Raw genomic sequence first — 26,240 nt, 5'->3', positions numbered from 1 at the left:
GCCGATGCGGTAAAATCGGCCATCTTACCGGTCGCCTGACCCATTCTAAGAAAGAAATATTGACCATGAAACAAGCCGTCATCAGCGGAACCGGCCTCTTTACTCCAGCGAACTCGATCAGCAATGAAGAGCTGGTCACCGCCTTCAACGCCTACGCCGAACTGTTCAACGCGGAAAACGCCGCCGCCATCGCAGCCGGCACCGTGACTGCCCTGGAGCCATCCAGCGCAGCCTTCATTGAAAAGGCGTCCGGCATCAAGTCGCGCTACGTGATGGAAAAGACCGGCATCCTGGACCCGAAACGCATGACCCCGCGCATTCCCGAGCGCAGCAACGAAGAACTGTCGCTGCAGGCCGAGATCTGCGTGGCAGCTGCACGCCAGGCGCTGGACCGCGCCGGCCGCATCCCGGCGGACATTGACATGGTGCTGGTGGCTTGCTCCAACATGCAGCGCGCCTACCCTGCCATGGCAGTGGAAGTGCAGCAGGCGCTGGGCATCGACGGCTTCGGCTTCGACATGAACGTGGCTTGCTCCTCGGCCACCTTCGGCATCCAGACTGCGGTTGGCGCGGTGCAGAGTGGCCAGGCGCGCGCGGTACTGATCCTGAATCCGGAAATCACCTCCGGTCACCTGGACTACCGCGACCGCGACAGCCACTTTATTTTCGGCGACGCCTGCACTGCGATCATCGTGGAAGCCAAGGAAGGCGCCGTATCCAAACACCAGTGGGACATCCTGGACACCAAGCTGAAGACCAGCTTCTCCAACAACATCCGCAACAACTTCGGCTTCATGAACCGCTTCGACGAAAGCGGCATCGGCGCGCCGGACAAGCTGTTCAAGCAGCAAGGCCGCAAGGTATTCAAGGACGTGTGCCCGATGGCAGCGCAAATGATCAAGGAATCGATCGACCGCGCCGGCCTGAAGGTTGAGCAGATGAGCCGCTTCTGGCTGCACCAGGCCAACCTGAGCATGAACCAGCTGATCTCCCGCACCATCCTCGGCCGCGACGCCGAGCCGCTGGAAGCGCCGGTGATCCTGGACACCTACGCCAACACCTCCTCGGCCGGCTCCATCATCGCCTTCCACAAGCATCAGGACGACCTGCCGTCCGGCTCCTACGGCGTGATCTGCAGCTTCGGCGCCGGCTACTCCATCGGCTCCGTCGTCGTACGTAAAGCCTAAGATAAAAGTCGGGGTCAGGTCTGGCAATCCGCCACTTTTTTCGCGATGCGAAAAAAGTGGCGGATTGCCAGACCTGACCCCGACTTTCATGCGGTTATACTCCTTGCGAAAGGAGGCCCTGCATGCCGCATGACATCAGCCTGATTACCACTATTGCCGCGGCCCTTGGCTTCGGTCTCGTCTTCGGCTTTATCGCCACCCGCCTCAAACTTCCCGCCCTGGTCGGCTATCTCGCAGCCGGCATCCTGATTGGTCCTGCTACCCCTGGCTTTGTCGCTGACAGCGCGATAGCCGGCCAGCTGGCTGAAATCGGCGTGATGCTGATGATGTTCGGCGTCGGCCTGCATTTTTCGCTGGATGATTTGTGGGAAGTGCGCAAGGTGGCCCTGCCCGGCGCCATCCTGCAGATCGCGGCGGCGACCGGCATGGGCATGGCGCTGGCGCATTTCTGGGGCTGGAGCCTGGGCGGCGGCCTGGTGTTCGGCCTGGCGCTGTCGGTGGCCAGCACGGTGGTGCTGCTGCGGGCGCTGGAGGAGCGCGGCACGCTGGATTCCTTCAATGGCCGCATTGCCGTCGGCTGGCTGGTGGTCGAGGACCTGGTAACCGTTCTCGTGCTCGTGCTGCTGCCTGCCCTTGCTGGCGCACTTGGCGGCAATGCTGGCGATGCTGCCGGCGCCCACGGCCACGCTGCAGCTGAAGGCGGCGTGCTCAAGGCGCTGGCTGTCACGCTGGGCCAGGTGGCGCTGTTCGTCGGCTTCATGCTGCTGGTGGGCCGCAAGCTGTTCCCGTGGATCTTGTGGCAGGTGGCGCGCACCAATTCGCGCGAGCTGTTCACCCTGTGCGTGATCGCTGCGGCAGTGGGCATCGCTTATGCGGCTACCGTACTATTCGGCATCTCCTTCGCGCTGGGCGCGTTCTTCGCCGGCATGGTGCTGCGCGAATCCGAGCTGAGCCATCGCGCCGCGCATGAATCGCTGCCATTGCGCGATGCGTTCGCGGTGCTGTTCTTCGTTTCGGTCGGCATGCTGTTCGAGCCGTTGATCCTGGTTGAACAGCCGCTGCGCGTTCTTGCTGTGGTGGGCATTATCCTGTTCGGCAAGTCGATTGCGGCCTTCGCGCTCGTGGTGCTGCTGCGCTATCCAGCCAGCACGGCGCTGATGGTGTCGGCCAGCCTGGCGCAGATCGGCGAGTTTTCCTTCATCCTGGCGGCGCTGGGCATCTCGCTTGGGCTGCTGCCGCATGAAGGCCAAAGCCTGATCTTGGCCGGCGCTATCCTGTCGATCGCCTTGAACCCCCTGATGTTCCTGCTCGCTGGCCCGCTGGAGCGCATGCTGGGCAAGAACAAGGTACTGGCGGCGCAATATGCGCGCACCGCCGATCCGCTGGCAGAGTTGCCGATGACGACCGCGCAATCCAAGCTGGAAGGCCAGGTGGTGCTGGTCGGTTATGGCCGCGTGGGCAGGAATATTGCTGAAGAGCTGGCGGCTCAGGGCATCCATTACGTGGTGGCGGAGCAGAATCGCGAGCTGGTCGACCAGCTGCGCCAGCAAGGCATCGCCGCCGTGGCGGGTAATGCTGGCGAACCTGCGGTATTGATCCAGGCCCATATCCACAAGGCGCGCATGCTGGTGGTGGCGACGCCGGATACCTTCCACGTGCGCGCCATGATCGAAACGGCGCGCGCGCTGAATCCGGATATCAAGATCGCGGTGCGCACGCACAGCGAAGAGGAGGCTGCCCTGCTGCGCAGCGAGCGCGCCGGCGTCATCTTCATCGGCGAGCAGGAGCTGGCCAAGTCGATGGCGGCGCACGTCGCCGGCGAAATCGGCAGGACGCACGCCTAGCGCGCCTACAGCCGCGCTGCCAACTCCGCGCCTTCCTTGATGGCGCGCTTGGCGTCGAGTTCTGCTGCCAGGGCGGCGCCGCCGATCTTGTGGAAGCGCGGGGCGCCTGCCGCAGCTGCCTCGCCTTCCGGCGGCATCAGTTCAGTCAGGCTTTCCTGGCCGGCGCAGATCACCACGTTATCCACTGCCAGCAAGCGTTCTTCTTCGCCAACCTGGATGTGCAGGCCATGGTCGTCGATCCGCTTGTACTGCACGCCGGGGATCATCACCACGCCATTGCGCGCCAGTACCGCGCGGTGCACCCAGCCCGACGTCTTGCCAAGGCCGGCGCCGAGCTTGCTGGTCTTGCGCTGCAGCAGGTAGAGCTGGCGCACCGGCTCCGCCGCCCTTGCCGGCACCAGGCCGCCTCCCGTCTTGGCGTGCAGGTCGACGCCCCATTCGGCAGTCCAATGCTCCTTTGCCAGGGGCAGCGCATGCTCAGGGTTATGCAACAGGTATTCGCCGACGTCGAAGCCGATGCCGCCCGCTCCAATGATGGCCACGCGCTTGCCGACCGGCTTTTTGTCGCGCAGTACGTCGAGATAGGACAGCACTTTCGGATGGTCGATGCCGTCGATCTTCGGCTTGCGCACACGGATGCCGGTGGCGACGATCACGTCGTCATAGCCGCCCGCCAGCAGTTCTTCGCGCGTGACGCGGTGATTGAGCTGCAGCTTGACGCCGGTCAACTCGATCTTGCGGCCGAAGTAGCGCAGGGTTTCGTTGAATTCTTCCTTGCCCGGGATCTGCCGGGCGATATTGAACTGGCCGCCAATGCGGTCGCCCGAGTCGAACAAGGTGACGTCGTGGCCGCATTCCGCCGCCACCGTCGCAGCCGACAAGCCGGCAGGACCGGCGCCGACCACCGCTACCTTGCGGCGAGCCGCAGCGGGCTTGTACACCAGCTCCGTCTCATGGCAGGCGCGCGGGTTCACCAGGCAGCTGGCGCGCTTGTTCTGGAAAGTGTGGTCAAGGCAGGCCTGGTTGCATCCAATGCAAGTATTGATTTCGTCGGCGCGGCCGGCAGCGGCCTTGTTAACGAACTCAGCATCAGCCAGGAAGGGGCGCGCCATCGACACCATGTCTGCATCGCCGCGGCGGATGATGTCCTCGGCCTCCGCCGGCATGTTGATACGGTTCGAGGCGACCACGGGAATGGTCACCTCCTTGCGCAGGCGGCCCGCCACTTCGGCGAAGGCGGCGCGCGGCACCGAGGTGACGATGGTCGGCACGCGCGCCTCATGCCAGCCGATGCCGGTGTTGAGGATGGTGGCGCCGGCCTGCTGCAAGGCCTTGGCGACAGTCACCACCTCTTCCCAGGTATTGCCGCCGTCCACCAGGTCCAGCAGCGAGTGCCGGTACATGATGATGAAGTCGCGGCCGACCGCATCGCGCATGCGGCGCACGATTTCCACCGGCAGGCGCATGCGGTTCTCGATGCTGCCGCCCCAGCGGTCGGTGCGCAGGTTGGTGCGGGCACAGAGGAACTGGTTCAGCAGGTAGCCTTCGCTGCCCATCACCTCGACGCCGTCATAGCCGGCCTTCTGCGCCAGCCTGGCGGCGCGCACGTAGGCCTTGATGGTCGATTCGATGCCGCTTTCGGTCAGCGCCTTCGGCTTGAAGGGCGAGATCGGCGATTTCTTGTCGGAGGCGGACACGGCAAACGGCTGGTAGCCATAGCGCCCTGCGTGCAGGATCTGCATCAGGATCTTGCCGCCCTCTTCGTGCACGGCACGGGTCAGCTTGCGGTGGTTGAACACGTCGCCGATGAAGTTCATGGTGCCGCCAAAGGGCAGCAGCCAGCCCTGGCGGTTCGGCGAGATGCCGCCGGTCACGATCATCCCTACCCCGCCCCTGGCGCGCTCGCGGTAGAAGGCGGCCAGCTTGTCATAATTGAAGAAGCGATCCTCCAGCCCCGTGTGCATGGAACCCATGATGACGCGGTTGCGCAAGGTGGTAAAACCCAGGTCGAGGGGCGAGAGGAGATGCGGGAAATTCGTGGTCATAGGGGTAAGGCGGGAGTTCAGTGCGCTGTCTAACGATGGAAGCGCGCGGCGCTTGTATTCTGCCACCAGTTCCCTTACGCTGGTAGCATGAAGCGACTGTTATTAGTACTGTTCCTCGGTTTTACCGCGCCCGCGTTCGGCGCGGGCCAGGCGGCCCGGTTGGAGATTCCCAAGCTGGAAGTGTCCGTCAACCGGGTGAAGGCAGACGCGCAACAGCTCTATGAAGTGAACGCCAGCGGCACCGTTCATGCATCCCTGCCAACAGTCTGGCGCACCCTCACGACCTACGACCGCATGGAAGAATTCGTGCCCGACATGGCGTCGTGCCGGGTGCTTTCCCGGAATGGTAACGAAGTCATCATTGAGCAATTTGGCACGGCGCGCTTCCTGTTCATGTCGCGCTCCATCCATCTTGTCGTGCGTGCAACGGAGCAGCCGATGTCGTCGATCGACATCGCCCTGGTTTCGGGGGACATGAAACACTACGAGGCGCGCTGGGAACTGATTCCCATTCCGGAAACCGGCGGCACCCGCGTGGTGTATAGCGGGCGCCTGATGCCGAACTTCTACGTGCCGGGCCTGCTGGGCACCAACATCATCCGCGGCGATATCGAACGCATGATGAATGCGGTGCTGGCCCACCTGGAACGCCAACCGGCGCTGCCGAAACAGTCCGAACTGGCACGCGGCCTGGGCGGAGTGCCCAGCGTTCCTTAAAGCGGCGGCTTAGGCCGTGTAGTGGTCGCGGTCGCGCACTTCCGCAAAATTCTCAAGGCTGCCGATGCGGATCACCACCGGGTTCATGGTGGATGCGGTCTGCATGGAGCGCCAGGCAAACTGCCATTCTTTCTCGACCGCATCTTCACGCGTCTTGGTGAAGGCAGCGCCCAGCGCGGCGCGGCCACCGTATTCGATGGCGCCATCGATGCCGGCCCAATTCGGCAAGGTGCGCTGCACGGCGCGATGAATGCGCTCACCGAATTCCTCGGTGTTGTGGATCACCAGGCAGCTGTCGGCGCCGAAATGGTCGAACAGGTCGCGGTTCCAGGCTTGCGAAAAGCTCAGGGTCAGGAAGCTGCCCACAGGGCGCAGCACGAACTGGCCATCCTTCAGGGCTTGTTCGAGTTCGCTGCGCGGGCCGTAGCGGTGCAGCGTAGGTGGGCGTTTGTAATCGTGCATGATGACTCTTAGTTTGGATTTCTTTCGATGTGCCGCACGTGGCGGTGGGCACGCATGAATGTCGAGGCGATGAAGATTTCGCGCAGCAGGTAGCCGAAGTTGCCGATCAGGCAAATCATCGCGGCGATGAACAGGCCGGCAATGTACTTGTCCAGCGCGACGTTGGTAGCGTCGCCAACGAACAGCAGAGCCACCACCAGGCAGACGAACAGGCCGCAGGCCGTGCACAGCGCAATCGCAACATTGATCAGGTGAGAGCGGCGGTACAGGATATCGAGCTCGTTGATATACGTGTCGTTATAGGCCACGTCGAGGCGCTCTTCCAGCACGCGCGAGCGGTCGATGATGCGCGCCAGGCGGTTCAGCAGCACCAGGAGATTGGTGCAGACTGTGGACAGCATGAAAACCGGGGCAATCGCAAGCTGGATGATGTGGGCGATGTCGCCAAGCTGCAGATTCATTATGCGAAGCGTCCTTGCTGACGGAATTGTTCGGTAGCGTTGACCAGGGCGCGGCTGATGCCCTGCTCCATGGCGCCGTGGCCGGCGTCCGGAATCATCTTCATCACGGCATTGGCGCCCCAGGCCTGCTGCAGGCGCAAGGCCGATACCGGCGGGCAGATCACGTCATAGCGGCCCTGGACGATCACCGCCGGCAGGTGGGCGATAAGCGGCACATTGGCCAGCAACTGGCCGTCGGAGAAGAAGCCCAGGTTGGCCATGTAGTGCGATTCCATGCGGCCGACGCCCAGGTCGAGGGTGTCCGATGGCGGTTCCTCCGGCTGCGGCAGCAGGAAGACGCGGCGGCCTTCGAACTTGCTCCAGGCGCGCACGGCGGGCCAGTGCACGTCCGGGTTCGGGTCCATGATGCGCTTGACGTAGGCTTGCAGCAGGTTGCCGCGCTCACCGGCCGGGATGGTGGCGACGAATTCGTCGTACACCTCCGGATGGAACCATTCCGAGCCTTGCAGGAACCAGTCGATTTCCTTCTGGGTGCAGAGGAAGATGCCGCGCAGGACGAAGCCCAGGCAACGCTCCGGGTGGGCTTGGCCGTAAGCCAGCGCCAGCGTCGAGCCCCAGGAGCCGCCGAATACCAGCCATTTATCGATGCCGAACAGGGCGCGCAGGCGCTCGATGTCCTCAATCAGGAGCTGGGTGGTGTTGTTGCGCACCTCGCCCAACGGGGTCGATTTGCCGGCGCCGCGCTGGTCAAACAGGATGACCCGGTAGTGGTCCGGGTTGAAGAAGCGGCGGTGCTGCGGCGACATGCCTGCGCCAGGGCCGCCGTGGAAGAAGACGACCGGAATGCCGTTCGGGTTGCCCACCTCTTCCCAATAAATTGTATGGATGTCATCGACAGCCAGCATGCCGCTATTGCGGGGCTGGATTGGCGGGAACAGGTGTGGCAAGGCGTCGGGCATGTCTATCCTCTGTGCGTGAAGCCAAGATTGTAACCGCTCAGAAGAAGGTATTGATGGCTTGAAGAACGTTGTACGTGTCATCCACAAGCAGCATCAGCGGCCATTTGTCGAAGGTGGTGCAGGGGTGGGAGATGCCGCAGCCCACCAGGTCGCCCACCTGCAGGCCCCCTTCGACGCCCTCCGGCCAGCGCAGGTAGGCGTGCTGGTCGTTCATCTTGTCGATCACGGCGCCCTCCGGCAGCGCCAGCGCGCCCGCGCCCGGCCGATGCGCGGCGATTGGCCGCGGCAGGCCCAGGTCGTGCGAGGCATCGCGCTTGCCCATGGACAGGATGGCCAGGTTCGGCTCGGGGAGCGACAGTACCGTGGTCCAGACTTCCAGCGCCGGCCGCAGGCCCTCCCCTGCCGCCTTGCCCTCGCGGCTGGCCAGTTCACTGGTCAAACCACCGTAGTAGCCGTGGTCATTGGTCAGGTAGCATCCGCTGCGCAGGATCGGCAGGACTTTCTTGCCTTGCACGGCCAGCCCGGCAAACTCGCGCGCCACGCGGTCGAAATAGGCCGAGCCGCCGGCAGAGATAATCACCTGCTCGCCGCCGAACAGGCCTTCCGCCGCCGCGGCCCTCAGCATTTCCGCCATGCGCTGCAGGAAGCCGTTGACCAGCTCCACATCGGCATCGCGGTTGTCGGTCACGACCAGGCCTTCATAGCCCTCGATGCCGGCCAGTTGCAGTCCGGGTGCAGCGGCGATGGCACGCGCTACCGCCATCACTTCCTCCGGATCGCGGCATCCGGCGCGCCTGCCCTTCATGCCCAGTTCAACCAGCAACGGCAAGGGCCGCGCGAGCCCTAAGGCCTGCACGGCACGCGCCAGGCGCTCGACGCCTTGCTGCGAATCGACCAGTGCGAAGAACTCGAAGGAATGGTCCTCCTGCATCAGGTGCAGTACCGCGCGGATATCGGCCGGCGCCACCAGTTCATTGGCGAGGATCACGCGCCGCACGCCAAAACGCGCCGCGATCTGCACCTGCGGGATAGTGGCCAGCGTGATTCCCCAGGCGCCGTTCTCGATTTGCGCCGCGAACAGATGCGGGCTCATGGTGGTCTTGCCGTGCGGCGCCAACAGCACCCCATGGCGCTCGCAGAAGCCGCGCATCCAGGCCAGGTTGTGCTGCAGTGCAGAAGCCTTCAGTACCGCCACCGGCAGGCTCGTGTCCGCCGCCAGCACGTTCCAATGCTGGGCGCCGATCATGTGCTGACGCAGCGGCTCCACGATAGGCAGGCCTTTCACGCCAGGCTGCAGGATTTGTTCATCGAGTTCGGGCAGCGCGTACATAAGTCATCCAATCATCGTCAGCCGGCCGCTGGCTCGGCAGTATTAAACGCCAACTGTGCGGCAAAGGCTCGCTTGTAGGCGGGGCGCGCTTCGCCACGGGCCACATATGCGGCCAGTCGGGGGAATTCACTGAGGATACCCGATGGCTTGAGCCTGAGCAGCACCGACACCATGACCAGGTCGCCCGCGCTGAAATCGCCATCCAGCCATTGTGCATCACCCAGGCGCGCGGAGAGCTGGCCAAGCCGAACGCGGATACGATCCATGATCAGGGGCAGGCGCTCTTTGCTCCACGGCTTGTCACCCTCCTGGAATTTGGCGATAACGATTTCCAGGATCGGCGGCTCAACCGTGTTGAGTGCCGCAAACATCCATGTGATCGCACGCGCCCGGGCATTGGCATCCTCCGGCAACAGGCCCGGATAGTGCGAAGCGATATGGAAAATGATCGCGCCCGACTCGAACAACGTCAGGTCGCCTTCCTCATAGGTCGGAATCTGGCCGAACGGATGCAGGGCAAGGTGCTTAGGCTCCTTCATCGCGGCGAAGGAAACCGGCCGTACCTCGTAAGCCTGGCCTGTTTCTTCGAGCGCCCAGCGGACGCGCGTATCGCGTGCCAGGCCCATGCCGCCATCGGGCGAACGTTCGAATGCAGTAATGGTTTTGTTCATCGGAGTCTCCTGGTAATCGAGGCGAAAATGCCCTTTCAGGAATGACGACGAATCACCAGCGGTGAAATCGACATAAGCCGTTGATCTTACGGCTGGTTCTGAAGCATTGCAGCAAACTGGGCAGGCGTCCACTTTTTCCTATCTGATACCTGTCCGTCACCCAGTTCTATCAACCTCAATTGGCCAGACGCATCAAGGACAGTATCAACGGAAAAGAAGGGGCTCGAAACACGTTCGGCCACTTCCGCAACGAGTGCAGGAACATTTCCGTCCCTTGAGAACGCTTTCCGGTTGAGTACGAAGTATCGTTCTTCGGTTTCGGGACGGAGCTCCTCAAACTTGCGAATACATATCCCGCCCTCCACCGAGCCCCTGTATTGCGCAATCAGGGAAACCACTTCCGCGATCCCTTCAGGCGTTTGTGCGACCGACCCACGCTGCGTGGTGAGTGACTTGACGTAATCCTTGACGAAATAAGCTGGCCAATTCTTGCCACTGACAAGACTCACAAAGTCGGCGCTTCTTTCCGCCACGATGGTTTCGGGCGTCCACGCTTCACAAACGGGATACCACTCTGGCAAATAATGACACCGGCGGTATTCCTCGGCACTGGTCTTCATTTGCGCCCCACTCGCGGCAACGCCTTCAGCCAGTCGAGCATACGACTCGGGCGTCATCATCCATCCTCGATAAACGACCTTCACGCCAGCCGGGAGCACCGGCCTGGCGCGGAACCGATCGCTCTCAAAGTCTTCAAACGAGAACAGGGAGTAAGCAAGGCCCGCCTTAATGACGGCAGCAAACTCTTCCGCGTACTCTTCGTCCACGGCTGATTTATTGAATGGATCAGAAGGGTATAACAAATACATTCGGGGCTTTCCAGTTATGGCAGGAGGAGCAGGTTTTTCAGTTGCTTTGCAACGGACTCCCTGGCCTTACCTGTTTTGAATATGGTTGGAATGTACAGCATGAAGCAACCCCAACGATACCGCGACCGATTCCTGTCCTTGGACAGCAAGTACTGCAACACTTCGCTGGCGGATTCGCGGTGAAACGCCCAGAGCACATGGTTGCGGTAGGTGATCGAAAAATAGGCGTCTGTGGGCCAGCTCAACACATGCTTGCGCCGCAGATGGCAGGAACCACATCGAATCGAGCCAACCGGCCAGCCGCTACGATTTTTGAGAAACCGCGAATGCTCCCAGTCGTCCGCGGAATAGCCATCAGGGAGTTCGTGAAGTGCCTTCTCGGGACGACCATGAAGTCCCTGGTAATAGAGTGCCGCATGCCACTTATGGCCGCATGAGTCCTGGAACTGCTGGTACTCGAACAAGCTGCTCTTCTGAAAAAATTCCACATCCGATTTCAGCTTGATGCAAACAACTTCGGCAAACTCGAATTCTGCGCGCTGCTTGCACGCTGGACAAACAATATCCAGATGGTGCGGGATCGGTCTCCATTCGTACGGCCTTGTCATCTTTGACAAGGGCTGAGAAATTGCGCGAGAACGTTTTGCCAGAGCACCTGCGGAGGAATGCCTGCATAGCCGGACTCCTGCGCATCATTACACTCGATCACGATCCAACGCCCATTTGCGGTTTTTGCGAAATCTACTACGAGGAATGGCACATCAAGGCGCGCGGCGGCTTGCCTGGCGACCTCTAGCCCGGCATCAACATCGGCGCAATGATACGGAGCGACCTGGTACCAGTACCGCCCCCAACCGACACACTTGCCATGCCACCAGAATGATCGATACTCCATCGACGGCTTAACCTTACCTGGGACACTGCCCTCCACCGGCATAAGTGGGACAAACTCTCGAATTACCGGCTTCTGCCAGTGCAGGATCGGATCGTTACGATACTTCTCCGAAACCAATGCATAGTGCTCACGGCTTTGAATGACAGACAGATCAGGATTATGCTTGCTCGTTTGCCTGGAGCCCTTCATGAAGACTGGCCACTGGAAATCTTGTTCGATTTCTTCCACGTGCGGCAATGCATCAAAGACCTGGGTTCGCGGCGTGAGCCCTTCCAGGTAGGGATACCAGTGTTCAAGTTCACTGGCGCGGGAGTGCTCGTCCGGGGAGTTCACGAGGCGTAGCCCCATGTCCAGCTTCTCCCTGAATTCGGCTGCGTAATCGTCGATAGGGCCGATCCTCAGGATGCACAGCGACTCGCCCTCGACCCGATATGGATGATCGCATGCAAAGTGCAAGTCGAAGTTGAAGTCGTATGCGGATACGCCCACCACGTCGCTAACAACGAAAAGCTTTTTCTCAATACGCGCAACGTTCACCCTGCTCAATGCATAACCCATTCTATGCGCAATGTTGTGGTCATGAGGCTAATATGTCGCCCACATCAACTGAGCGGGACGTCGCCTCAACCATTCCGGACTGGGCACGGTTGCCAAGTCCTCATAAACCTTAGGTGGGAATCCTCGCCTTGCCCTTCTTGTTGTGCAAGGCCCAGGCATTCTTCCAGTGATTTCGTTCGGATGTGCCCGAGCGAGAGTCCGTTTGAAGTGCGATACAAACTCACTCTCGGAATCATCATACAGACCAGAGAAGAGGAAATACTTTCCAGCTTCCAGCGACTTACCATCGAGAACCAATACCCTCGCCCAGATCAAGTAGACCTGGGGATCGTAGATCCTTAGTGCTCCCGGAAGTCTCCTGCGAAGTACTTCGATTTTTCCGGCCTCCCACAGTTCGATGGATGCGACTCGCCAGTATGCGGCTCGGCCGACGAAAATTCTCGGGCTTGATGCGCTTTCGAAAGCATTGCCAATAGCCTCGACTAGTGGCCATTGGAAATCAAAGAAGAAGAAGTATCCTCCAATGACCCAGCATTCGCCGGAAGGAAGCCACTCTTTATGCAAGCCGATCCACCACTCCCGTAGCTGACGCTTGGCTATAATCATCTCATCGCTGCGAAGTGCTTCAATGATACTTCTAGCGGTCGGCCTAACTTTCGTATTCCCTGACGAACTTGGCGTTTCAAACGGCGCCGCAGCCGAGGCCACAGGGCCTTCCCGGCTCTTTCTGCGATCGAAGACTTCAATCAGCTTTTTCAGTATTCTCATTGCGTTGAGCCCCCCGACATTTCTTAAAGGCGATAGTCCCCAGCGCCAGTCCTATGCTGGGGTCAAGCAGCAAGAATGCTGCAGAGATCGCGAAGCCATACGGCTCATTCGACATGGCACTTGCGATAGCGCCGGCAATGCCACACAGAAATGGCGGGGCAAAGGAGAAGTTACCTTCGTGCCTTGTGACGATATATGCAATGAGGGACAGCCAATTCAACGCGATAATCGCGGCAACTGTCCACATCACGACAATGCTCAATGCCATAAACCGAGGATCAGTCCGAAAACGAGGAACTGCGCAGTGTGGTAACCACCGTCGATCAGTAGCAGCTTGACGCTGCGGTTGGCGAACTGGTAGTTGATGCCGAAGCTGGCTGCCACCATGCCGAAGCCAGCCAGCAAGGCGTGCTTGATGGCATAGTCGAGCGTTGGCGCCGGGCCGACCCAGCGTGCAAACGCGAACGCCGCGAGAAGGGAAAAGACAAATGCCACGCCGAATACGCGTACCGGATGGCCGTCCGGTTTGACGCCGCCGTTCTCGTCATTCCACATCTTGCCGAACACGGCCGGCGAATACCACAGGCCGCCCAACATGAAACTCGATACCGCGGCCAGCAGCGCGGCGAAAATATTCATGCCCATCGTATGCATCGTTGTCCCCCAGCAAATTATTGTTGAGAATGAACGATATGTGAGCCGGGCAGCGTGCGTCAATCACTTGTTGTTGCAATGCGCCGAAAGCATTTCTCCCATCTTGCCGCTGGCGGCCTGGCGGTCATCGGCCCAGGTCAGGGCGGATTCGGTGCCGCCGGGTTCTTCGCGGCGCAGGAAGCTGACGTAGGTGGAGCCTTTCTTGCCGGTGACGTGCATCAGGCGGACTTCACAACTGCGGCCGGTGGCAGCGGCCTTGGCGGTGCTCAGCACGTCGACCTTGATGACGGGACCGATGTGCGCTACCAGCGGCGCGCGCTGGTTCAGGATGTCGAGCAGCTTGTCTTGCGGGATGTCGCGGCTGCAGGCTACAAGCAGCAGCACGGGCAGCATTTTTTTCATGGCGCCTCCAAAAGAACAAACGCCGACCGGCGCGGAGGCCGGACGGCGTTTGGGTGTTGCGTTGCTCTTTGCTTCGATCAGGACATGTGCTGGCCGCCGTTGATCGCGATATTAGCGCCGGTGACGAAGGCCGCTTCTTCCGATGCCAAGTAGGCCACCAGGCCGGCTACTTCTTCCGGCTTGCCCAGGCGCGCCATCGGGATCTGCGGGATGATCTTCGAATCCAGCACGTCTTTCGGGATCTCCATCACCATCTTGGTGCCGATATAGCCTGGCGAGATGGTGTTGACGGTCACGCCCTTGCGTGCCACTTCCAGCGCCAGCGCCTTGGTGAAGCCATGCACGCCAGCCTTAGCCGCCGAGTAGTTGGTCTGGCCGAATGCACCCTTCTGGCCGTTCACCGAGGAGATGTTGATGATGCGGCCCCAGCCACGGTCCACCATGCCATCCGCTACCGGCTTGGTCATGTTGAACACGGAGTCCAGGTTGGTCTTCATCACGGCGTCCCAATTGACCTTGTCCATCTTCTTGAAGGTCATGTCGCGGGTGATACCGGCGTTATTCACCAGCACGTCAACCGGGCCGATGTCGCGCTCGACTGCTGCGATGCAGGTTTGCGCCGAATCGTAGTCCGACACATCGCAAGGATAGGCCGTGAAGTTATAGCCCTGGTCCTTCATCGTGGCCAGCCACGACTCGTGCGTCTTATTGCTCGGGGAATACGTGGTTACCACTTTGTAGCCCAGTGCGACCATCTTGATGCAGATCGCTTCGCCCAGACCACCCATGCCGCCTGTTACCAATGCAACTCGTGCCATTTAATGTTCCCCTATTTATTTAAACGAAAGCTCATTCCCTCTCAACTGCCAGTGCTACGCCCATGCCGCCGCCGATGCACAGCGAGGCCAGGCCCTTCTTGGCGTCACGGCGAACCATTTCATGCAGCAGGGTCACCAGGATGCGGGCGCCGGATGCGCCGATCGGGTGGCCGATCGCAATCGCGCCGCCGTTGACGTTGATCTTGCTGGTGTCCCAGCCCATTTCCTTGTTCACGGCGCAGGCTTGCGCGGCGAACGCTTCGTTGATCTCCATCAGGTCCAGGTCCTGTGGCGACCAGCCGGCCTTCTTCAGGCACAGTTGCGAAGCGGGGACCGGGCCCATGCCCATATAAGCCGGGTCGAGGCCGGACGAGGCGTAAGCCTTGATGCGGGCCAGCGGAGTCAGGCCCAGTTCCTTGGCCTGCCTGGCGGACATCATCATCACCGCTGCGGCGCCGTCGTTGATGCCGGAAGCATTGCCGGCGGTGACGGAGCCTGCCTTGTCGAAGGCTGGGCGCAGGCCGGACAGCGCTTCCAGGGTCGAGCCCGGCTTCACGTATTCGTCCTGGTCGAAGAAGATGCTGCCTTTCTTCTGCACGATTTCCAGCGGCAGGATCTCATCCTTGAACTTGCCGGCCTTTTGCGCGGCTTCCGCTTTCAGCTGCGACTGCAGCGCGAATTCATCTTGCTGGCTGCGCGAGATATCGTATTTCTTGGCGACGTTCTCGGCGGTGATGCCCATGTGGTACTGGTTGTACACGTCCCACAGGCCATCGACGATCATGGTGTCGACCATCTTGGCGTCGCCCATGCGGAAGCCGTCGCGCGAGCCGTTCAGCACGTGCGGCGAGGCGCTCATGTTTTCCTGGCCGCCGGCGATGATGATGTTGGCGTCGCCGCACTTGATAGCTTGCGCCGCCAGGTGGGTGGCCTTGAGGCCGCTGCCGCACACCTTGTTGATGGTATAGCCCGGAATGGCGCTTGGCAGGCCGGACTTGATCACAGCCTGGCGTGCGGGATTCTGGCCAACGCCAGCGGTCAGCACCTGGCCCATGATCACTTCGCTGACCAGGTTAGGGTCGATGCCAGTCTGGGCCAACAGGCCCTTGATGACATGAGCGCCCAGCTCTGCTGCCGGGGTCTTGGCCAGGGAACCGCCGAACTTGCCAACGGCGGTACGGCCTGCTGCAACAATTACTACATCATCCATTCTGCTTCTCCGGGAGTGGTATGAAAATCATTCAATGCATTCTAGCTAAGTGCCATGCGTGCGGCCAGCTATGGCCTACCGGAACAGGGGCTTATTCAAAGCCACTTCTGTTGCCTCGCGTCCATAAGCCTGCGCACGGTCGATGGCGTGCTTGCCCTGGTCGGTTGCCATTTGCAGCAGGTCTTGTGGATGCTGGATGGCCAGGAATTCGTTGGAGGCTGCGGTCATGGCAGCAAGAGAAGCCAATGTGGTATCACGATGCCAGTCACAGATGCTGGCGAAGCTGGCGAGTTGCGCGTCAAAAGCCGCTTGTGCGGCGCGGGAAAATTCATCATTGAACGCGTACATGCCCATGCTCCTTCAGTTGTTCGGTGGCTGAGATACCGCAAGACTTCTCATGTTAGTACGCGATTCCAGACAATTGTTTGATAAACATCAAGGCCGCTTTCATTTTGCATAAAACCCTACGCGATGTCACGACAATAACTTGATACCGTCCAAGGTGGCCGCGCATTGCTCGCGTATCACATTGACGAAGTCGGCCACGTAAGCCTTGTGCTGCAAGGCCGGAGGCACCGAGACGAACAGGTCGCTCCACAAGCCGGTCTCGCCGATCGGACGGGCGATGACGTAGTCGTAGTCGACGTAATTCTTGATCGCCCAGTTCGGCAATGCGGCCACGCCGCGCCGGCTTGCAACCAGTTGCAGAATCATGACCGTGAGTTCGGCGGTGCGGCGCTGGAACTCAATGCCGGCTGGACGCAGCACTTCGCGGATCAGGTCGATGCGCGTTTCGGGCACCGGGTAGGTGATCAGGGTTTCGCCTGCAAAGTCTGGCGCCGACAGGCGGCGTTGCGTGGCGAGGCGGTGCTTTTGCGCCATCACGGCCAGGATTTCGAAGCGGAACAGCGGGAAGGTTGAGTACTCGGCGCTGTAGTCCGAACCGATCACGAGGTCAGCTGTACCGCTGCGCAGCAGGTCGGCCGGTTCGCTGTGGAAGCCGGACACCAGGTCGATTTCCACCTCTGGCCAGCGGGTGCGGAAAGCATCCATCACCGGCATCAGCCAGTCGAAACAGGTATGGCATTCAAGTGCGACCCGCAACTGGCCGGTGTCGCCCTGCGACAGGCGCAGCACGTCGCGCTCGGCGCGCTCGACTTCCGGCAGCAGGGTATCGGCCAGTTTCAGCAGACGTTCGCCGGTCGCGGTGAAGCCGATCGGTATCGATTTACGCTCAAATAGCGGCGTACCGTAGCGATCCTCCAGCAACTTGATCTGGTGCGACAAAGCCGACTGCGTCAGGTTGAGCAGTTGTGCCGCCTTGACCAGGCTACCGGAGGAACGGAGCGCAGACAGCGTGCGCAGGTGACGAATCTCAAGCATGTATGAAAAGTTTTCAAGTGGATGCATAAAAAGTTTCGTTTTTATTATATGCCGTCATGCCGCAAACTGTACTTCACCAATATTTCTTAAGCATGACAAAAATGAAACTCGTTCAAACACATATTCCTGGCTTTCCACGCATCGGCGCAGCGCGCGAACTGAAATTTGCGCTGGAGCGCTTCTGGCGCGGTGAATCGTCCGAGGCCGCGCTGCAGCAAACTGCGAGCAATCTCCGTGCCCGGCACTGGGAAACCCAGCGCCAGCATGGCCTGGACTTCGTGACGGTAGGCGACTTTGCTTTCTACGACCATGTGGCCAACCATATCCAACTGTTCGGCTGCGAGCCGTCGCGCTTCGGTTTCAGCGGCGACGAGACGCCGCTGGCGCGCTATTTCGCCATGGCGCGTGGCGACAGTGCACACGCATCGTGCGGCTGTGGCCACAATGGTGCAGCGCTGGAAATGACCAAATGGTTCGACACCAACTACCACTATCTGGTGCCGGAATTCAGCGAATCCACTTCCTTCGACCTGTACAGCAAGCGCCTGCTGGACGAAGTCAGCGAAGCCCGCGTCGCCGGGCATCGCGTCAAGGCCGTCCTGCTCGGCCCACTGACCTTCCTCTGGCTTGGCAAGGAACGCGATGCAGCGCCAGGCTTCAGCCGCCTCGACCTGCTCGATCGCCTGCTGCCACAATACAGCCGCTTGCTGATGCAGTTGCGCGTTGCCGGCGCCGACTGGGTGCAACTCGATGAGCCGATCCTCGGTCTCGACCTGCCCAACGCTTGGCGTAATGCCTTCGAACCAGCGTACTGGCTGCTCAACCAGGCGGGCGCCGAACTGATTGTCGCTACCTATTTCTCGCCGCTGGAGGAAAACGTCAGCCTGGCCTGCCGCCTGCCCGTCGCAGGCCTGCATGTGGATGCGGTACGCGCCGCCAGCGAGCTGACCAGCGTGGCCGACTGGCTGCCGGCGCACAAGGTGCTGTCGATCGGCGTGATCGATGGCCGCAACATCTGGCGCACCGATCTCGATGCAACCATGGCCACGCTGATGCCTGTCCTATCCAAGCGCAGTGGCCCGGTGTGGCTGTCGACCTCGTGCTCGCTGCTGCATGTGCCGTACAGCCTGGCGGCGGAACCTGCGCTGGACGACGAGTTGCGCTCGTGGCTGGCCTTCGCCGAAGAAAAGCTGGCGGAGCTTGCGCTGCTTAAAGCGGCATTGTCTGCCGATGAGCGAGTGTCGGGGCAGGTTGCTCGAGGATTTGCCGAAGCGCGTGCAGCATTGGAATGCCGCCGCGCCAGCACCCGTGTGCACAACACCGATGTGTCAGCACGCATGGCAGGCCTGGCGTCGGACGATGCCGCTGCGCGCCGCAACTCGCCATTCGCGCAGCGCCAGCATTTGCAACGCGAGCGCCTGCAGTTGCCGGCATTCCCGACCACGACCATCGGTTCCTTCCCGCAGACACCGGAAATCCGTATTGCCCGCGCAGCCTTCAAGCGCGGCGAATTGTCCGCGCCGGACTACCAGCAGGCGATGCGCGCCGAGATCGCGCATGCCGTCCGCACGCAGGAAGAACTTGGCCTCGACGTGCTGGTGCATGGTGAAGCCGAGCGCAACGACATGGTCGAATACTTCGGCGAACAGCTCGACGGATTTGCGTTCACCGTGAACGGCTGGGTGCAATCCTACGGCTCGCGCTGCGTGAAGCCGCCAGTCATTTACGGCGACGTGCAGCGCCCGCAAGCGATGACGGTTGGCTGGACGGAATACGCGCAAAGCCTGACCCGCAAGCCGATGAAAGGCATGCTGACCGGGCCGGTGACAATCCTGCAGTGGTCTTTCGTGCGCGACGACCAGCCGCGCGAAGACACCGCGCAGCAGATTGCGGCCGCCATCCGGGACGAAGTACGCGACCTGGAAAACGCCGGCATCGCCATCATCCAGATCGACGAGCCAGCCTTGCGCGAAGGCCTGCCGCTGCGCCGCAACCGCTGGGATGCTTACCTCGCCTGGGCCACGAAAGCTTTCCGCATCAGCGCCGCGGTGGCTGCCGACGCGACGCAAATCCACACCCATATGTGCTACGCCGAGTTCAACGACATCCTGCCAGCGATTGCCGCGCTGGATGCGGACGTGATCACGATCGAGTCGAGCCGTTCCGCGATGGAACTGCTGGGCGGCTTTGCCAGCTTCCGCTATCCAAACGAGATCGGCCCCGGCGTGTACGACATCCATTCGCCGCGCGTTCCCGGCAGTGAAGAAATGGCCGAGCTGTTGCGCAAGGCTGCGAAAGTCGTCCCGCCAGCCCAGCTCTGGGTCAACCCGGACTGCGGCCTCAAGACCCGCGCCTGGCCAGAGACGTCCGCCGCCCTGCAAAATATGGTTGTCGCTGCCCAGCAACTCCGCGCGGAAATCCAGCTTTCATAACTTTGCACACGCAAATTTCTCGTTTGCGCCGAAGCCAAGGCCGTCATAGTATGTGTATAAGAACCTCCGCGAGTACACATCATGCGCACCAATATCGAGATAGACGACAAATTGATGGACGACGCGTTGCGACTAACCGGGGCCGCTACCAAGCGTGAAGCGGTCGAAATGGGACTTCGGACGTTGTTGCGGCTAAAGCAACAGGAGGAAATCCGGCGCTTCAAGGGTAAATTGCAGTGGGAAGGCGATCTGGACGCAATGAGGGTCGATAAATGATCCTGGTCGATTCCAGCGTCTGGATCGACTATTTCCGCGGCAATGCGACGCCTCAAGTCGAACGGCTTGATCGATTGCTGGGCAACGAGCCCATTGCTATCGGCGACTTGATCTTGACGGAAGTGCTGCAGGGCTTCCGTCGCCAGCGCGACTTCAATCAGGCCAGAAAGTTGCTTTTGACACTAGAGACGATCGACATCGGTGGTGTCGAGATTGCAATCCAGGCAGCCAGGAACTTCAGGCAATTGCAATCCCTTGGAGTCACCATCCGGAAAACTGTGGACACCTTGATCGCGACGCGTTGCATCGAATCGCGCCATGCACTGCTCTACAGTGACAGGGATTTCGACCCGTTCGTCGTTCATCTAGGCCTGCAGCCCGCATAAACACTGGGCTCCCCTCCCCAAGCAAGCTTAAGCAAAGTACAATGCACCCAGCCTGGGCCATGCCCGTTACTCTGCGATTGTTATGCCGAAAAGCAAGCTTCAAAAGCCTATCGAAATCAAGATTTCCACCGTTGTCGCCGTGTCCGCCATTATGTACACGAGCGACCTCGTCGCCCTCGACGCCGCCATGCATGAGATGACTGGCGGCGTTTCCGATTTCTTCGAAGGGGACCTGGCGGTCATCGACGTCGGTGACCTGGCGCCTGGCTGCGAACGCATTGACTGGGCGGCAACGATCGCCCTCCTGAAAAAATACCGCCTGAACCCGGTTGCCGTACGCAACGCCAAGCCGGACATGGTGGAAGAAATCCAGCAACACGGCCTGCAACTGGACAGCGGCAAGCGCGAAGAGGCGCCGGTCCCTGCTCCGAAGCCAGCGCCAGCTCCGGCCCCTGCGCCGGCCCCGGCTCCCACGCCGGCGGCACCAGCATTCAGCGGTACCATGATCATCGACACCCCGGTCCGGGCCGGCCAGCGCATTTATGCGCGCGGCGGCGACCTGATCGTGATGGCCGTCGTCAACAACGGCGCCGAGATCATCGCGGATGGCAGTATTCACGTTTACAACACTTTGAACGGCCGTGCCCTGGCTGGCGCTTCCGGCGACGCCTCGGCCCGTATTTTCGCTATGTCGATGAGCCCGGAACTGGTCTCGATCGCAGGTGTTTACCGTACTTTTGAGGATGGCTTCCCGACCGAAAGCGCACGCAAACCGGTACAAATCCGGCTAAAGGGCGAGAGTCTGGATATACAATCTGTCAATTCCGCAAAATAACAGAACAGTAAAGGATTCTTTGTGGCACGAATTATTGTAGTTACGTCCGGCAAGGGCGGTGTCGGCAAAACGACTTCCAGCGCCAGCTTCTCCACCGGCCTCGCCATGCGCGGCCACAAAACCGTCGTCATCGACTTTGACGTCGGCCTGCGCAACCTGGACCTGATCATGGGTTGCGAACGACGCGTTGTGTATGACCTGATCAACGTGGTGCACAAGGAAGCCACCCTGAACCAGGCCCTGATCAAGGACAAGCACTGCGAAAACCTGTACATCCTGCCGGCGTCCCAGACCCGCGACAAGGATGCCCTGACCGAAGACGGCGTGGAAGCCGTGCTGGCCGAGCTGATCAAGATGGACTTCGAGTTCATCGTCTGCGACTCGCCGGCCGGTATCGAACATGGCGCGCTGATGGCGCTGACCTTCGCCGACGAGGCCCTGATCGTGACCAACCCGGAAGTGTCGTCGGTGCGTGACTCCGACCGCATCCTGGGCATCATCCAGGCCAAGTCGCGCCGCGCGCTGTCCGGCGGCGAACCGGTCAAGGAACACCTGCTGATCACCCGTTACTCGCCGAAGCGCGTAGAAGCGGGCGAGATGCTGTCGTTTGAAGACGTGCAAGAGATCCTGCGCATTCCTTTGATCGGCATCATCCCTGAGTCGGAGCAAGTGCTGCATGCTTCCAACCAGGGTAACCCGGCAATCCACTTCAAGGGAACCGATGTGGCCGAAGCCTACACCGACGTGGTGTCGCGCTTCCTGGGCGAAGAAGTTGAGCTGAAGTTTACCGACTATGAAAAGCCTGGTTTCCTGAAGCGTATCTTTGGAGCTAAATAATGGCCCTGCTTTCTTTCCTGTTCCAGAACAAGCCCAAGACGGCGGTTGCGGCAAAGGAGCGCTTGCAGATCATTATTGCTCGCGAGCGTAATGGCCGCGCCGGGCCGGATTTCATGCCGGCACTGCACAAAGAGCTGGTTGATGTGATTTCGAAGTACACCAAAGTGTCGGCGGACGATATCAAGATCTCGCTGGATCGCCAGGGCAACCTGGAAGTGCTTGATGTGAATGTGGTGCTGCCGGACGCCTAAACCGGTAACCCAGTGTCAGACCCGCAGGGTCTGACACTTGCCCGCGACGGCCGGTTTATCGGTTTTCCGCCCCTGCCAGCACCTGCCTGGCCACCCTGGCGCAAGCATCCACATGCTGGTAGCCAATCTGCCGGAAGGCAAAGAAACCAATAGTAGCTGACGCAATTTGACCAGCAATAGGCACCAGTTTGCCCGCCTGTTTGGCCGCAATCTTGCCCGCGCTGCGCTTCAACACCGTCGCAACCAGCTCGCGCGTGACAACTTTCCCCACCAGCATCCCGCCCAGGCTGATGACAGCCTCGTAAGCGATCAGCTTCAATTTCGGCTGCATGCGGTCGATCTGGGCCGGCGACAGGCCAAATTCGTGGTTCACATCGTCGATCAACTGGGTGAACAGGCGCAGATCCGACACCACGTCAATCCCCGGGATTGGTACTGCCGCCACGCCGGCCGAAACTGCTGCGCGGCGCCGCACTAGGCGCCTGCAACGCTCGCGCACCGCATCGATATCCGCTTCGCTGGAAGGCAACACAGTCCAGTCATTTTTCATGTTTCACCTCCAATCGACTTGCAAAAGCGCACCCTCTCCATTGTGCTGGCAGCCCAAGCAGTGTACCGTGTGATGAAGAACTGCCTCACACGGCACTCAATAGAATAGTGCTTTATAGCAATCTTTGATCAAATTGGTAACTATTTCTTGTAAATCTCTGTTATATTCGTGTGACTGCTTCTTAACATTATTGCTGTAAAGAACATGAGAATCGTTGTCCTTGATGCTGACCGAAGCCAGGCGGACCTGATCTGCCAGGTCCTGACTTCTGCTGGTCATGCCTGCCATGGGTACCAGACCGGGAAGGACTTGCTGGCCAATATGCGCAAGGACAGCGTCGACATGCTGATTCTCGACTGGCAGGTGTCCGATATGGATCCTGCCGAGGTCATTCACAAGGCCCGCGAAAAATTGCCTGAAAACGGCCCTGTGATGTTCCTGACCACCAGTTCCGGCGAAGACGATATTGTTGCCGGCCTGTCGGCCGGGGCCGAAGACTTCCTGGTCAAACCGCTGCGCCGTGCCGAATTGGTGGCGCGCGTTCAGGCTCAACTGCGCTTGGCCTACCCGAGCCAGAACGGCGCTGAACAGTTGCAGTTCGGCCAATATGTCTTCGAGACGCGTCCTGGCCGCTTGTTGATGGACGGGCAAGTACTGGACGTGACCCACAAAGAGTTCTACCTGGCTTTGCTGTTTTTCCGCAACATTGGCCGTCCGCTGTCGCGCGCCTATATCCACGAAGCGGTCTGGATCCGCGAAACCGAAGTCCCGTCGCGCACGATGGATACCCACGTTTCCCGCGTCCGCAATAAATTGCAGTTGAAGCCTGAAAACGGCTTCCGCCTGGTGCCGGTGTACAGCTACGGCTACCGGCTGGAAAAGCTGGGTTCCTGAGAGGGAAACTCGCTCAAGGTATAATGGCGACTGGAATCTTCCGTCTGGACCAAGATGCAACTGCTCGCCGTCGGCCTCAACCACACCACTGCACCTGTCGCGCTGCGCGAACGGCTGGCGTTCGCGCCTGAGCAGCTGGGGACGGCTGTGGCGGCCGCGCGCAACTGGTTTGCCTGCGCGGATTCGAAAGGCGGCGACGAAGCAGCCATCCTGTCCACCTGTAATCGCACTGAGCTGTACGCTGCCAGCAATGCCGCCAACCCGCTCGACGCCGGCGCCCAGTTCCTGGCCGATTTCCACAAGCTGAATTACTCCGAGCTGCGCCCGCACCTGTACATGCTGCCGCAGCACGATGCCGTGCGCCATACCTTCCGCGTCGCATCCGGCCTGGACTCGATGGTGCTCGGCGAAACCCAGATCCTGGGCCAGATCAAGGATGCGATCCGTACCGCCGATGAAGCGGGCGGACTGGGCACCTACCTGCACCAACTGTTCCAGCGCAGCTTCTCGGTGGCCAAGGAAGTGCGCAGCACCACCGAGATCGGCGCGCACAGCGTGTCGATGGCGGCGGCGGCGGTGCGCCTGTCGCAGCGCATCTTCGACAAGATCTCCGAGCAGAACGTGCTGTTCATCGGCGCCGGTGAAATGATCGAGCTGTGCGCCACGCACTTCGCGGCGCAGAATCCGAAGTCGATCACTGTTGCCAACCGCACGATGGAGCGCGGCGAAGCACTGGCGCATCGCTTCAACGGCAAGGCCATGCGCCTGGCCGAATTGGGCAACCAGCTGCACCAGTACGATATCGTCATTTCCTGCACCGCGTCTTCGCTGCCGCTAATCGGGCTGGGCATGGTGGAACGCGCCATCAAGGCCCGCCGCCACAAGCCGATGTTCATGGTCGACCTGGCCGTGCCGCGCGATATCGAGCCCGAAGTGGGCCGCCTGAACGACGTCTTCCTGTACACCGTGGACGACCTGGGCAAGGTGGTGCAGACCGGCATGGAGAACCGCCAGGCCGCGGTTGCGCAGGCCGAGGCAATTATCGAAACCCGCGTGCAATCGTTCATGCACTGGATCGACGACCGCGCCGTGGTGCCGGTGATCCAGGGACTGCAGGAAAATGGCGAAGTGATTCGCCTGCTGGAACTGGAACGCGCACGCAAGCTGCTGGCCAAGGGTGAACCGGTCGATGCAGTGCTGGAAGCGCTGTCCAAGGGCCTGACCGCCAAATTCATGCACGGCCCGCAGCAGGCGCTGCACCGGGCCCAGGGCGACGAGCGCGCCCAACTGGCCGAACTGCTGCCACAATTGTTCCGCGGCCGCCGTTAGCGGCGCCTCCCCGCAGCCTGCCGCACAAGCGGCACACCTCCCGTTTTTCCGCGCCGCCTGGCGCTTCCTTCCGCATAGGACCCGAATGAAACCATCAATGCTGGCCAAGCTGGACCAACTGGCAAACCGCCTGGTCGAACTGGACGAACTGCTGATGTCCGAAGGCGCAACGTCGAATATGGACAGCTACCGCAAGATGACGCGCGAGCACAGCGAGCTGCAACCGCTGGTGGCGCTGTACAAGGATTACCTGCAGGTGCTGGGCGATATCGACGATGCGCAAGCGATGTTGTCCGATCCGGACATGAAGGAATTCGCGCAGGAAGAAATCGAAGCCGGCAAGGCGCGCCTGGGCGGGCTGGAGCTGGACCTGCAGAAGATGCTGCTGCCGAAGGATGAAAACGACGAGCGCAATATCTTCCTTGAGATCCGCGCCGGCACCGGAGGCGACGAGTCGGCATTGTTTGCCGGCGACCTGCTGCGCATGTACACCCGCTTTGCCGAGCGCTCACGCTGGCAGGTGGAGATTGTGTCCGCATCCGAAAGCGACCTGGGCGGCTACCGCGAGGTCATCGCGCGCATCATCGGCAATGGCGCCTATTCGAAGCTGAAGTTCGAGTCTGGCGGCCACCGCGTGCAGCGCGTGCCGGCCACCGAGACCCAGGGCCGCATCCACACTTCCGCCTGCACCGTAGCCGTGATGCCGGAAGCGGATGAAGTAGAAGACGTCCACATCAACCCGGCCGACCTGCGCATCGACACCTTCCGCGCCTCCGGCGCCGGCGGGCAGCACATCAACAAGACCGATTCCGCGGTGCGCATCACCCACCTCCCATCGGGCATCGTGGTGGAATGCCAGGACGACCGCTCGCAGCACAAGAACAAAGCCTCCGCGATGAAGGTGCTGGCAGCGCGCATCAAGGACGTGCAGCTGCGCGAACAGCAATCGAAGGAAGCCGCCACCCGCAAGAGCCTGATCGGCTCGGGCGACCGCAGCGAGCGCATCCGCACCTACAACTTCCCGCAAGGCCGCATGACCGACCACCGCATCAACCTCACGCTGTACAAGCTGGACATGATCATGGACGGCGACTTGAACGAACTGACGACAGCCCTGACCACCGAGCACCAGGCCGAGCAACTGGCCGCCCTCGGCGACTGATTTGAAAGTCGGGGTCAGGTCTGGCTTCTCATTAAGCTGTGCCAGACCTGACCCC

30 protein-coding genes are annotated in these 26,240 nt (G+C 60.8%); 12 read left to right on the top strand and 18 right to left on the bottom strand.

What is annotated here, in order from left to right; all coding sequences use genetic code 11:
* The first annotated feature begins 65 nt into the window (after positions 1-65).
* Both ACN9M3_RS02435 and ybaL read left to right on the top strand, forming a co-directional pair.
* Positions 66-1,187, top strand: a complete 1,122-nt coding sequence (locus ACN9M3_RS02435) for a beta-ketoacyl-ACP synthase III (protein ID WP_426320334.1) — start codon at positions 66-68, stop codon at positions 1,185-1,187.
* Between the two features lie 122 nt (positions 1,188-1,309).
* Positions 1,310-3,031 carry a YbaL family putative K(+) efflux transporter gene (ybaL, locus tag ACN9M3_RS02430; protein WP_426320332.1) on the top strand — a complete coding sequence of 574 codons (1,722 nt, stop codon included), beginning with the start codon at positions 1,310-1,312 and terminating at the stop codon, positions 3,029-3,031.
* A gap of 5 nt (positions 3,032-3,036) precedes the next feature.
* On the opposite strand, the gene ACN9M3_RS02425 is transcribed toward ybaL, so the two are convergent.
* Positions 3,037-5,076 carry an FAD-dependent oxidoreductase gene (locus tag ACN9M3_RS02425; RefSeq protein WP_426320330.1) on the bottom strand — a complete coding sequence of 680 codons (2,040 nt, stop codon included), beginning with the start codon at positions 5,074-5,076 and terminating at the stop codon, positions 3,037-3,039.
* An 87-nt stretch (positions 5,077-5,163) separates the two neighbouring features.
* Between ACN9M3_RS02425 and ACN9M3_RS02420 the strand changes: the two genes are divergently transcribed.
* Entirely contained in the window at positions 5,164-5,793 is a 630-nt protein-coding gene (locus ACN9M3_RS02420) for an SRPBCC family protein (RefSeq protein ID WP_082507173.1), read from the top strand.
* Positions 5,794-5,802: 9 nt separating this feature from the next.
* Here the strand turns inward: ACN9M3_RS02420 and ACN9M3_RS02415 are convergent, their stop codons facing one another.
* From ACN9M3_RS02415 to ACN9M3_RS02340, 16 genes are all read right to left on the bottom strand, one after another.
* The gene (locus tag ACN9M3_RS02415; protein ID WP_426167207.1) at positions 5,803-6,255 is read right to left on the bottom strand and encodes a hypothetical protein; all 453 of its coding nucleotides are present in this window, start codon (positions 6,253-6,255) and stop codon (positions 5,803-5,805) included.
* 8 nt (positions 6,256-6,263) lie between these two features.
* Positions 6,264-6,716 (bottom strand): DUF2721 domain-containing protein, encoded by a 453-nt coding sequence (locus tag ACN9M3_RS02410; protein ID WP_426167205.1) that lies wholly within the window; start codon positions 6,714-6,716, stop codon positions 6,264-6,266.
* A complete protein-coding gene (gene pip, locus ACN9M3_RS02405; protein WP_426320327.1) occupies positions 6,716-7,675 on the bottom strand; it encodes a prolyl aminopeptidase in 960 nt (319 codons plus the stop codon). Before pip ends, ACN9M3_RS02410 begins: the two co-directional genes overlap by 1 nt.
* Positions 7,676-7,712: 37 nt before the next feature.
* Positions 7,713-9,005, bottom strand: coding sequence for an amino acid deaminase (locus ACN9M3_RS02400; protein ID WP_426167201.1), 1,293 nt, complete (start codon positions 9,003-9,005; stop codon positions 7,713-7,715).
* Between the two features lie 17 nt (positions 9,006-9,022).
* On the bottom strand, positions 9,023-9,676 hold the full coding sequence (locus ACN9M3_RS02395) for a glutathione S-transferase family protein (protein ID WP_426167199.1): 654 nt from the start codon (positions 9,674-9,676) through the stop codon (positions 9,023-9,025).
* Between the two features lie 86 nt (positions 9,677-9,762).
* Positions 9,763-10,545 carry an ATP-grasp domain-containing protein gene (locus tag ACN9M3_RS02390; RefSeq protein ID WP_426167197.1) on the bottom strand — a complete coding sequence of 261 codons (783 nt, stop codon included), beginning with the start codon at positions 10,543-10,545 and terminating at the stop codon, positions 9,763-9,765.
* 14 nt (positions 10,546-10,559) lie between these two features.
* The gene (locus tag ACN9M3_RS02385) at positions 10,560-11,009 is read right to left on the bottom strand and encodes a hypothetical protein (RefSeq protein ID WP_426167195.1); all 450 of its coding nucleotides are present in this window, start codon (positions 11,007-11,009) and stop codon (positions 10,560-10,562) included.
* Between the two features lie 140 nt (positions 11,010-11,149).
* On the bottom strand, positions 11,150-11,998 hold the full coding sequence (locus ACN9M3_RS02380) for an ATP-grasp domain-containing protein (protein WP_426167193.1): 849 nt from the start codon (positions 11,996-11,998) through the stop codon (positions 11,150-11,152).
* A 27-nt stretch (positions 11,999-12,025) separates the two neighbouring features.
* A complete protein-coding gene (locus ACN9M3_RS02375) occupies positions 12,026-12,766 on the bottom strand; it encodes a hypothetical protein (RefSeq protein ID WP_426167191.1) in 741 nt (246 codons plus the stop codon).
* Positions 12,741-13,034, bottom strand: coding sequence for a hypothetical protein (locus tag ACN9M3_RS02370; protein ID WP_426320323.1), 294 nt, complete (start codon positions 13,032-13,034; stop codon positions 12,741-12,743). The genes ACN9M3_RS02375 and ACN9M3_RS02370 overlap by 26 nt, the downstream gene beginning before the upstream one ends.
* A complete protein-coding gene (locus ACN9M3_RS02365) occupies positions 13,025-13,405 on the bottom strand; it encodes a DUF1761 domain-containing protein (protein WP_426167189.1) in 381 nt (126 codons plus the stop codon). Before ACN9M3_RS02365 ends, ACN9M3_RS02370 begins: the two co-directional genes overlap by 10 nt.
* A gap of 78 nt (positions 13,406-13,483) precedes the next feature.
* Entirely contained in the window at positions 13,484-13,822 is a 339-nt protein-coding gene (locus tag ACN9M3_RS02360) for a hypothetical protein (protein ID WP_426320321.1), read from the bottom strand.
* A 77-nt stretch (positions 13,823-13,899) separates the two neighbouring features.
* Positions 13,900-14,640 carry an acetoacetyl-CoA reductase gene (gene phbB, locus ACN9M3_RS02355; protein ID WP_426167185.1) on the bottom strand — a complete coding sequence of 247 codons (741 nt, stop codon included), beginning with the start codon at positions 14,638-14,640 and terminating at the stop codon, positions 13,900-13,902.
* Between the two features lie 31 nt (positions 14,641-14,671).
* Positions 14,672-15,850 carry an acetyl-CoA C-acetyltransferase gene (locus ACN9M3_RS02350; protein ID WP_426320319.1) on the bottom strand — a complete coding sequence of 393 codons (1,179 nt, stop codon included), beginning with the start codon at positions 15,848-15,850 and terminating at the stop codon, positions 14,672-14,674.
* A gap of 75 nt (positions 15,851-15,925) precedes the next feature.
* The gene (locus ACN9M3_RS02345; RefSeq protein ID WP_426167181.1) at positions 15,926-16,198 is read right to left on the bottom strand and encodes a hypothetical protein; all 273 of its coding nucleotides are present in this window, start codon (positions 16,196-16,198) and stop codon (positions 15,926-15,928) included.
* A gap of 126 nt (positions 16,199-16,324) precedes the next feature.
* Positions 16,325-17,233 (bottom strand): LysR substrate-binding domain-containing protein, encoded by a 909-nt coding sequence (locus ACN9M3_RS02340; RefSeq protein WP_426320317.1) that lies wholly within the window; start codon positions 17,231-17,233, stop codon positions 16,325-16,327.
* Between the two features lie 101 nt (positions 17,234-17,334).
* On the opposite strand from ACN9M3_RS02340, the gene metE reads away from it, so the two are divergent.
* The 6 genes from metE to minE all read left to right on the top strand — a co-directional run bounded on the left by metE (position 17,335) and on the right by minE (position 22,250).
* Positions 17,335-19,665: a 5-methyltetrahydropteroyltriglutamate--homocysteine S-methyltransferase gene (gene metE, locus ACN9M3_RS02335; protein WP_426320315.1), complete on the top strand. Its 2,331-nt coding sequence runs from the start codon at positions 17,335-17,337 to the stop codon at positions 19,663-19,665.
* 81 nt (positions 19,666-19,746) lie between these two features.
* Positions 19,747-19,941 (top strand): type II toxin-antitoxin system VapB family antitoxin, encoded by a 195-nt coding sequence (locus ACN9M3_RS02330; RefSeq protein ID WP_426167175.1) that lies wholly within the window; start codon positions 19,747-19,749, stop codon positions 19,939-19,941.
* The gene (gene vapC, locus ACN9M3_RS02325) at positions 19,938-20,327 is read left to right on the top strand and encodes a type II toxin-antitoxin system VapC family toxin (protein WP_426167173.1); all 390 of its coding nucleotides are present in this window, start codon (positions 19,938-19,940) and stop codon (positions 20,325-20,327) included. Before ACN9M3_RS02330 ends, vapC begins: the two co-directional genes overlap by 4 nt.
* Before the next feature lie 82 nt (positions 20,328-20,409).
* A complete protein-coding gene (minC, locus tag ACN9M3_RS02320) occupies positions 20,410-21,162 on the top strand; it encodes a septum site-determining protein MinC (protein ID WP_426320312.1) in 753 nt (250 codons plus the stop codon).
* Positions 21,163-21,183: 21 nt separating this feature from the next.
* The gene (minD, locus tag ACN9M3_RS02315; protein WP_130316191.1) at positions 21,184-21,999 is read left to right on the top strand and encodes a septum site-determining protein MinD; all 816 of its coding nucleotides are present in this window, start codon (positions 21,184-21,186) and stop codon (positions 21,997-21,999) included.
* Positions 21,999-22,250 (top strand): cell division topological specificity factor MinE, encoded by a 252-nt coding sequence (minE, locus tag ACN9M3_RS02310; RefSeq protein ID WP_130316192.1) that lies wholly within the window; start codon positions 21,999-22,001, stop codon positions 22,248-22,250. The genes minD and minE overlap by 1 nt, the downstream gene beginning before the upstream one ends.
* A 55-nt stretch (positions 22,251-22,305) precedes the next feature.
* Here the strand turns inward: minE and ACN9M3_RS02305 are convergent, their stop codons facing one another.
* Positions 22,306-22,800: a hypothetical protein gene (locus ACN9M3_RS02305; protein WP_426320310.1), complete on the bottom strand. Its 495-nt coding sequence runs from the start codon at positions 22,798-22,800 to the stop codon at positions 22,306-22,308.
* 204 nt (positions 22,801-23,004) lie between these two features.
* On the opposite strand from ACN9M3_RS02305, the gene ACN9M3_RS02300 reads away from it, so the two are divergent.
* From ACN9M3_RS02300 to prfA, 3 genes are all read left to right on the top strand, one after another.
* The gene (locus ACN9M3_RS02300; protein WP_426320308.1) at positions 23,005-23,694 is read left to right on the top strand and encodes a response regulator transcription factor; all 690 of its coding nucleotides are present in this window, start codon (positions 23,005-23,007) and stop codon (positions 23,692-23,694) included.
* 54 nt (positions 23,695-23,748) lie between these two features.
* On the top strand, positions 23,749-25,023 hold the full coding sequence (gene hemA, locus ACN9M3_RS02295; protein ID WP_426167164.1) for a glutamyl-tRNA reductase: 1,275 nt from the start codon (positions 23,749-23,751) through the stop codon (positions 25,021-25,023).
* 85 nt (positions 25,024-25,108) lie between these two features.
* Entirely contained in the window at positions 25,109-26,185 is a 1,077-nt protein-coding gene (gene prfA / locus ACN9M3_RS02290) for a peptide chain release factor 1 (protein ID WP_342115890.1), read from the top strand.
* Positions 26,186-26,240 lie beyond the last annotated feature (55 nt).

Source organism: Pseudoduganella sp. R-43 (assembly GCF_049913255.1).
Taxonomy (GTDB): domain Bacteria; phylum Pseudomonadota; class Gammaproteobacteria; order Burkholderiales; family Burkholderiaceae_D; genus Rugamonas.
This window is presented reverse-complemented; position numbering and strand designations above follow the sequence as displayed.

Excerpts from the sequence above, each read along its gene's own strand:
- ACN9M3_RS02300 (WP_426320308.1), top strand. The coding sequence starts at position 23,005 with ATGAGAATCGTTGTCCTTGATGCTGACCGAAGCCAGGCGGACCTGATC.
- ACN9M3_RS02395 (WP_426167199.1), bottom strand. The coding sequence starts at position 9,676 with ATGAACAAAACCATTACTGCATTCGAACGTTCGCCCGATGGCGGCATG.
- ybaL (WP_426320332.1), top strand. The coding sequence starts at position 1,310 with ATGCCGCATGACATCAGCCTGATTACCACTATTGCCGCGGCCCTTGGC.
- ACN9M3_RS02435 (WP_426320334.1), top strand. The coding sequence starts at position 66 with ATGAAACAAGCCGTCATCAGCGGAACCGGCCTCTTTACTCCAGCGAAC.
- phbB (WP_426167185.1), bottom strand. The coding sequence starts at position 14,640 with ATGGCACGAGTTGCATTGGTAACAGGCGGCATGGGTGGTCTGGGCGAA.
- ACN9M3_RS02425 (WP_426320330.1), bottom strand. The coding sequence starts at position 5,076 with ATGACCACGAATTTCCCGCATCTCCTCTCGCCCCTCGACCTGGGTTTT.
- minE (WP_130316192.1), top strand. The coding sequence starts at position 21,999 with ATGGCCCTGCTTTCTTTCCTGTTCCAGAACAAGCCCAAGACGGCGGTT.
- ACN9M3_RS02305 (WP_426320310.1), bottom strand. The coding sequence starts at position 22,800 with ATGAAAAATGACTGGACTGTGTTGCCTTCCAGCGAAGCGGATATCGAT.
- prfA (WP_342115890.1), top strand. The coding sequence starts at position 25,109 with ATGAAACCATCAATGCTGGCCAAGCTGGACCAACTGGCAAACCGCCTG.
- ACN9M3_RS02420 (WP_082507173.1), top strand. The coding sequence starts at position 5,164 with ATGAAGCGACTGTTATTAGTACTGTTCCTCGGTTTTACCGCGCCCGCG.
- vapC (WP_426167173.1), top strand. The coding sequence starts at position 19,938 with ATGATCCTGGTCGATTCCAGCGTCTGGATCGACTATTTCCGCGGCAAT.
- ACN9M3_RS02415 (WP_426167207.1), bottom strand. The coding sequence starts at position 6,255 with ATGCACGATTACAAACGCCCACCTACGCTGCACCGCTACGGCCCGCGC.
- ACN9M3_RS02345 (WP_426167181.1), bottom strand. The coding sequence starts at position 16,198 with ATGTACGCGTTCAATGATGAATTTTCCCGCGCCGCACAAGCGGCTTTT.
- ACN9M3_RS02365 (WP_426167189.1), bottom strand. The coding sequence starts at position 13,405 with ATGAATATTTTCGCCGCGCTGCTGGCCGCGGTATCGAGTTTCATGTTG.
- ACN9M3_RS02410 (WP_426167205.1), bottom strand. The coding sequence starts at position 6,716 with ATGAATCTGCAGCTTGGCGACATCGCCCACATCATCCAGCTTGCGATT.
- ACN9M3_RS02370 (WP_426320323.1), bottom strand. The coding sequence starts at position 13,034 with ATGGCATTGAGCATTGTCGTGATGTGGACAGTTGCCGCGATTATCGCG.
- hemA (WP_426167164.1), top strand. The coding sequence starts at position 23,749 with ATGCAACTGCTCGCCGTCGGCCTCAACCACACCACTGCACCTGTCGCG.
- pip (WP_426320327.1), bottom strand. The coding sequence starts at position 7,675 with ATGCCCGACGCCTTGCCACACCTGTTCCCGCCAATCCAGCCCCGCAAT.
- ACN9M3_RS02360 (WP_426320321.1), bottom strand. The coding sequence starts at position 13,822 with ATGAAAAAAATGCTGCCCGTGCTGCTGCTTGTAGCCTGCAGCCGCGAC.
- ACN9M3_RS02330 (WP_426167175.1), top strand. The coding sequence starts at position 19,747 with ATGCGCACCAATATCGAGATAGACGACAAATTGATGGACGACGCGTTG.
- ACN9M3_RS02350 (WP_426320319.1), bottom strand. The coding sequence starts at position 15,850 with ATGGATGATGTAGTAATTGTTGCAGCAGGCCGTACCGCCGTTGGCAAG.
- ACN9M3_RS02400 (WP_426167201.1), bottom strand. The coding sequence starts at position 9,005 with ATGTACGCGCTGCCCGAACTCGATGAACAAATCCTGCAGCCTGGCGTG.
- metE (WP_426320315.1), top strand. The coding sequence starts at position 17,335 with ATGAAACTCGTTCAAACACATATTCCTGGCTTTCCACGCATCGGCGCA.
- minC (WP_426320312.1), top strand. The coding sequence starts at position 20,410 with ATGCCGAAAAGCAAGCTTCAAAAGCCTATCGAAATCAAGATTTCCACC.
- ACN9M3_RS02380 (WP_426167193.1), bottom strand. The coding sequence starts at position 11,998 with ATGGGTTATGCATTGAGCAGGGTGAACGTTGCGCGTATTGAGAAAAAG.
- ACN9M3_RS02390 (WP_426167197.1), bottom strand. The coding sequence starts at position 10,545 with ATGTATTTGTTATACCCTTCTGATCCATTCAATAAATCAGCCGTGGAC.
- ACN9M3_RS02375 (WP_426167191.1), bottom strand. The coding sequence starts at position 12,766 with ATGAGAATACTGAAAAAGCTGATTGAAGTCTTCGATCGCAGAAAGAGC.
- ACN9M3_RS02340 (WP_426320317.1), bottom strand. The coding sequence starts at position 17,233 with ATGCTTGAGATTCGTCACCTGCGCACGCTGTCTGCGCTCCGTTCCTCC.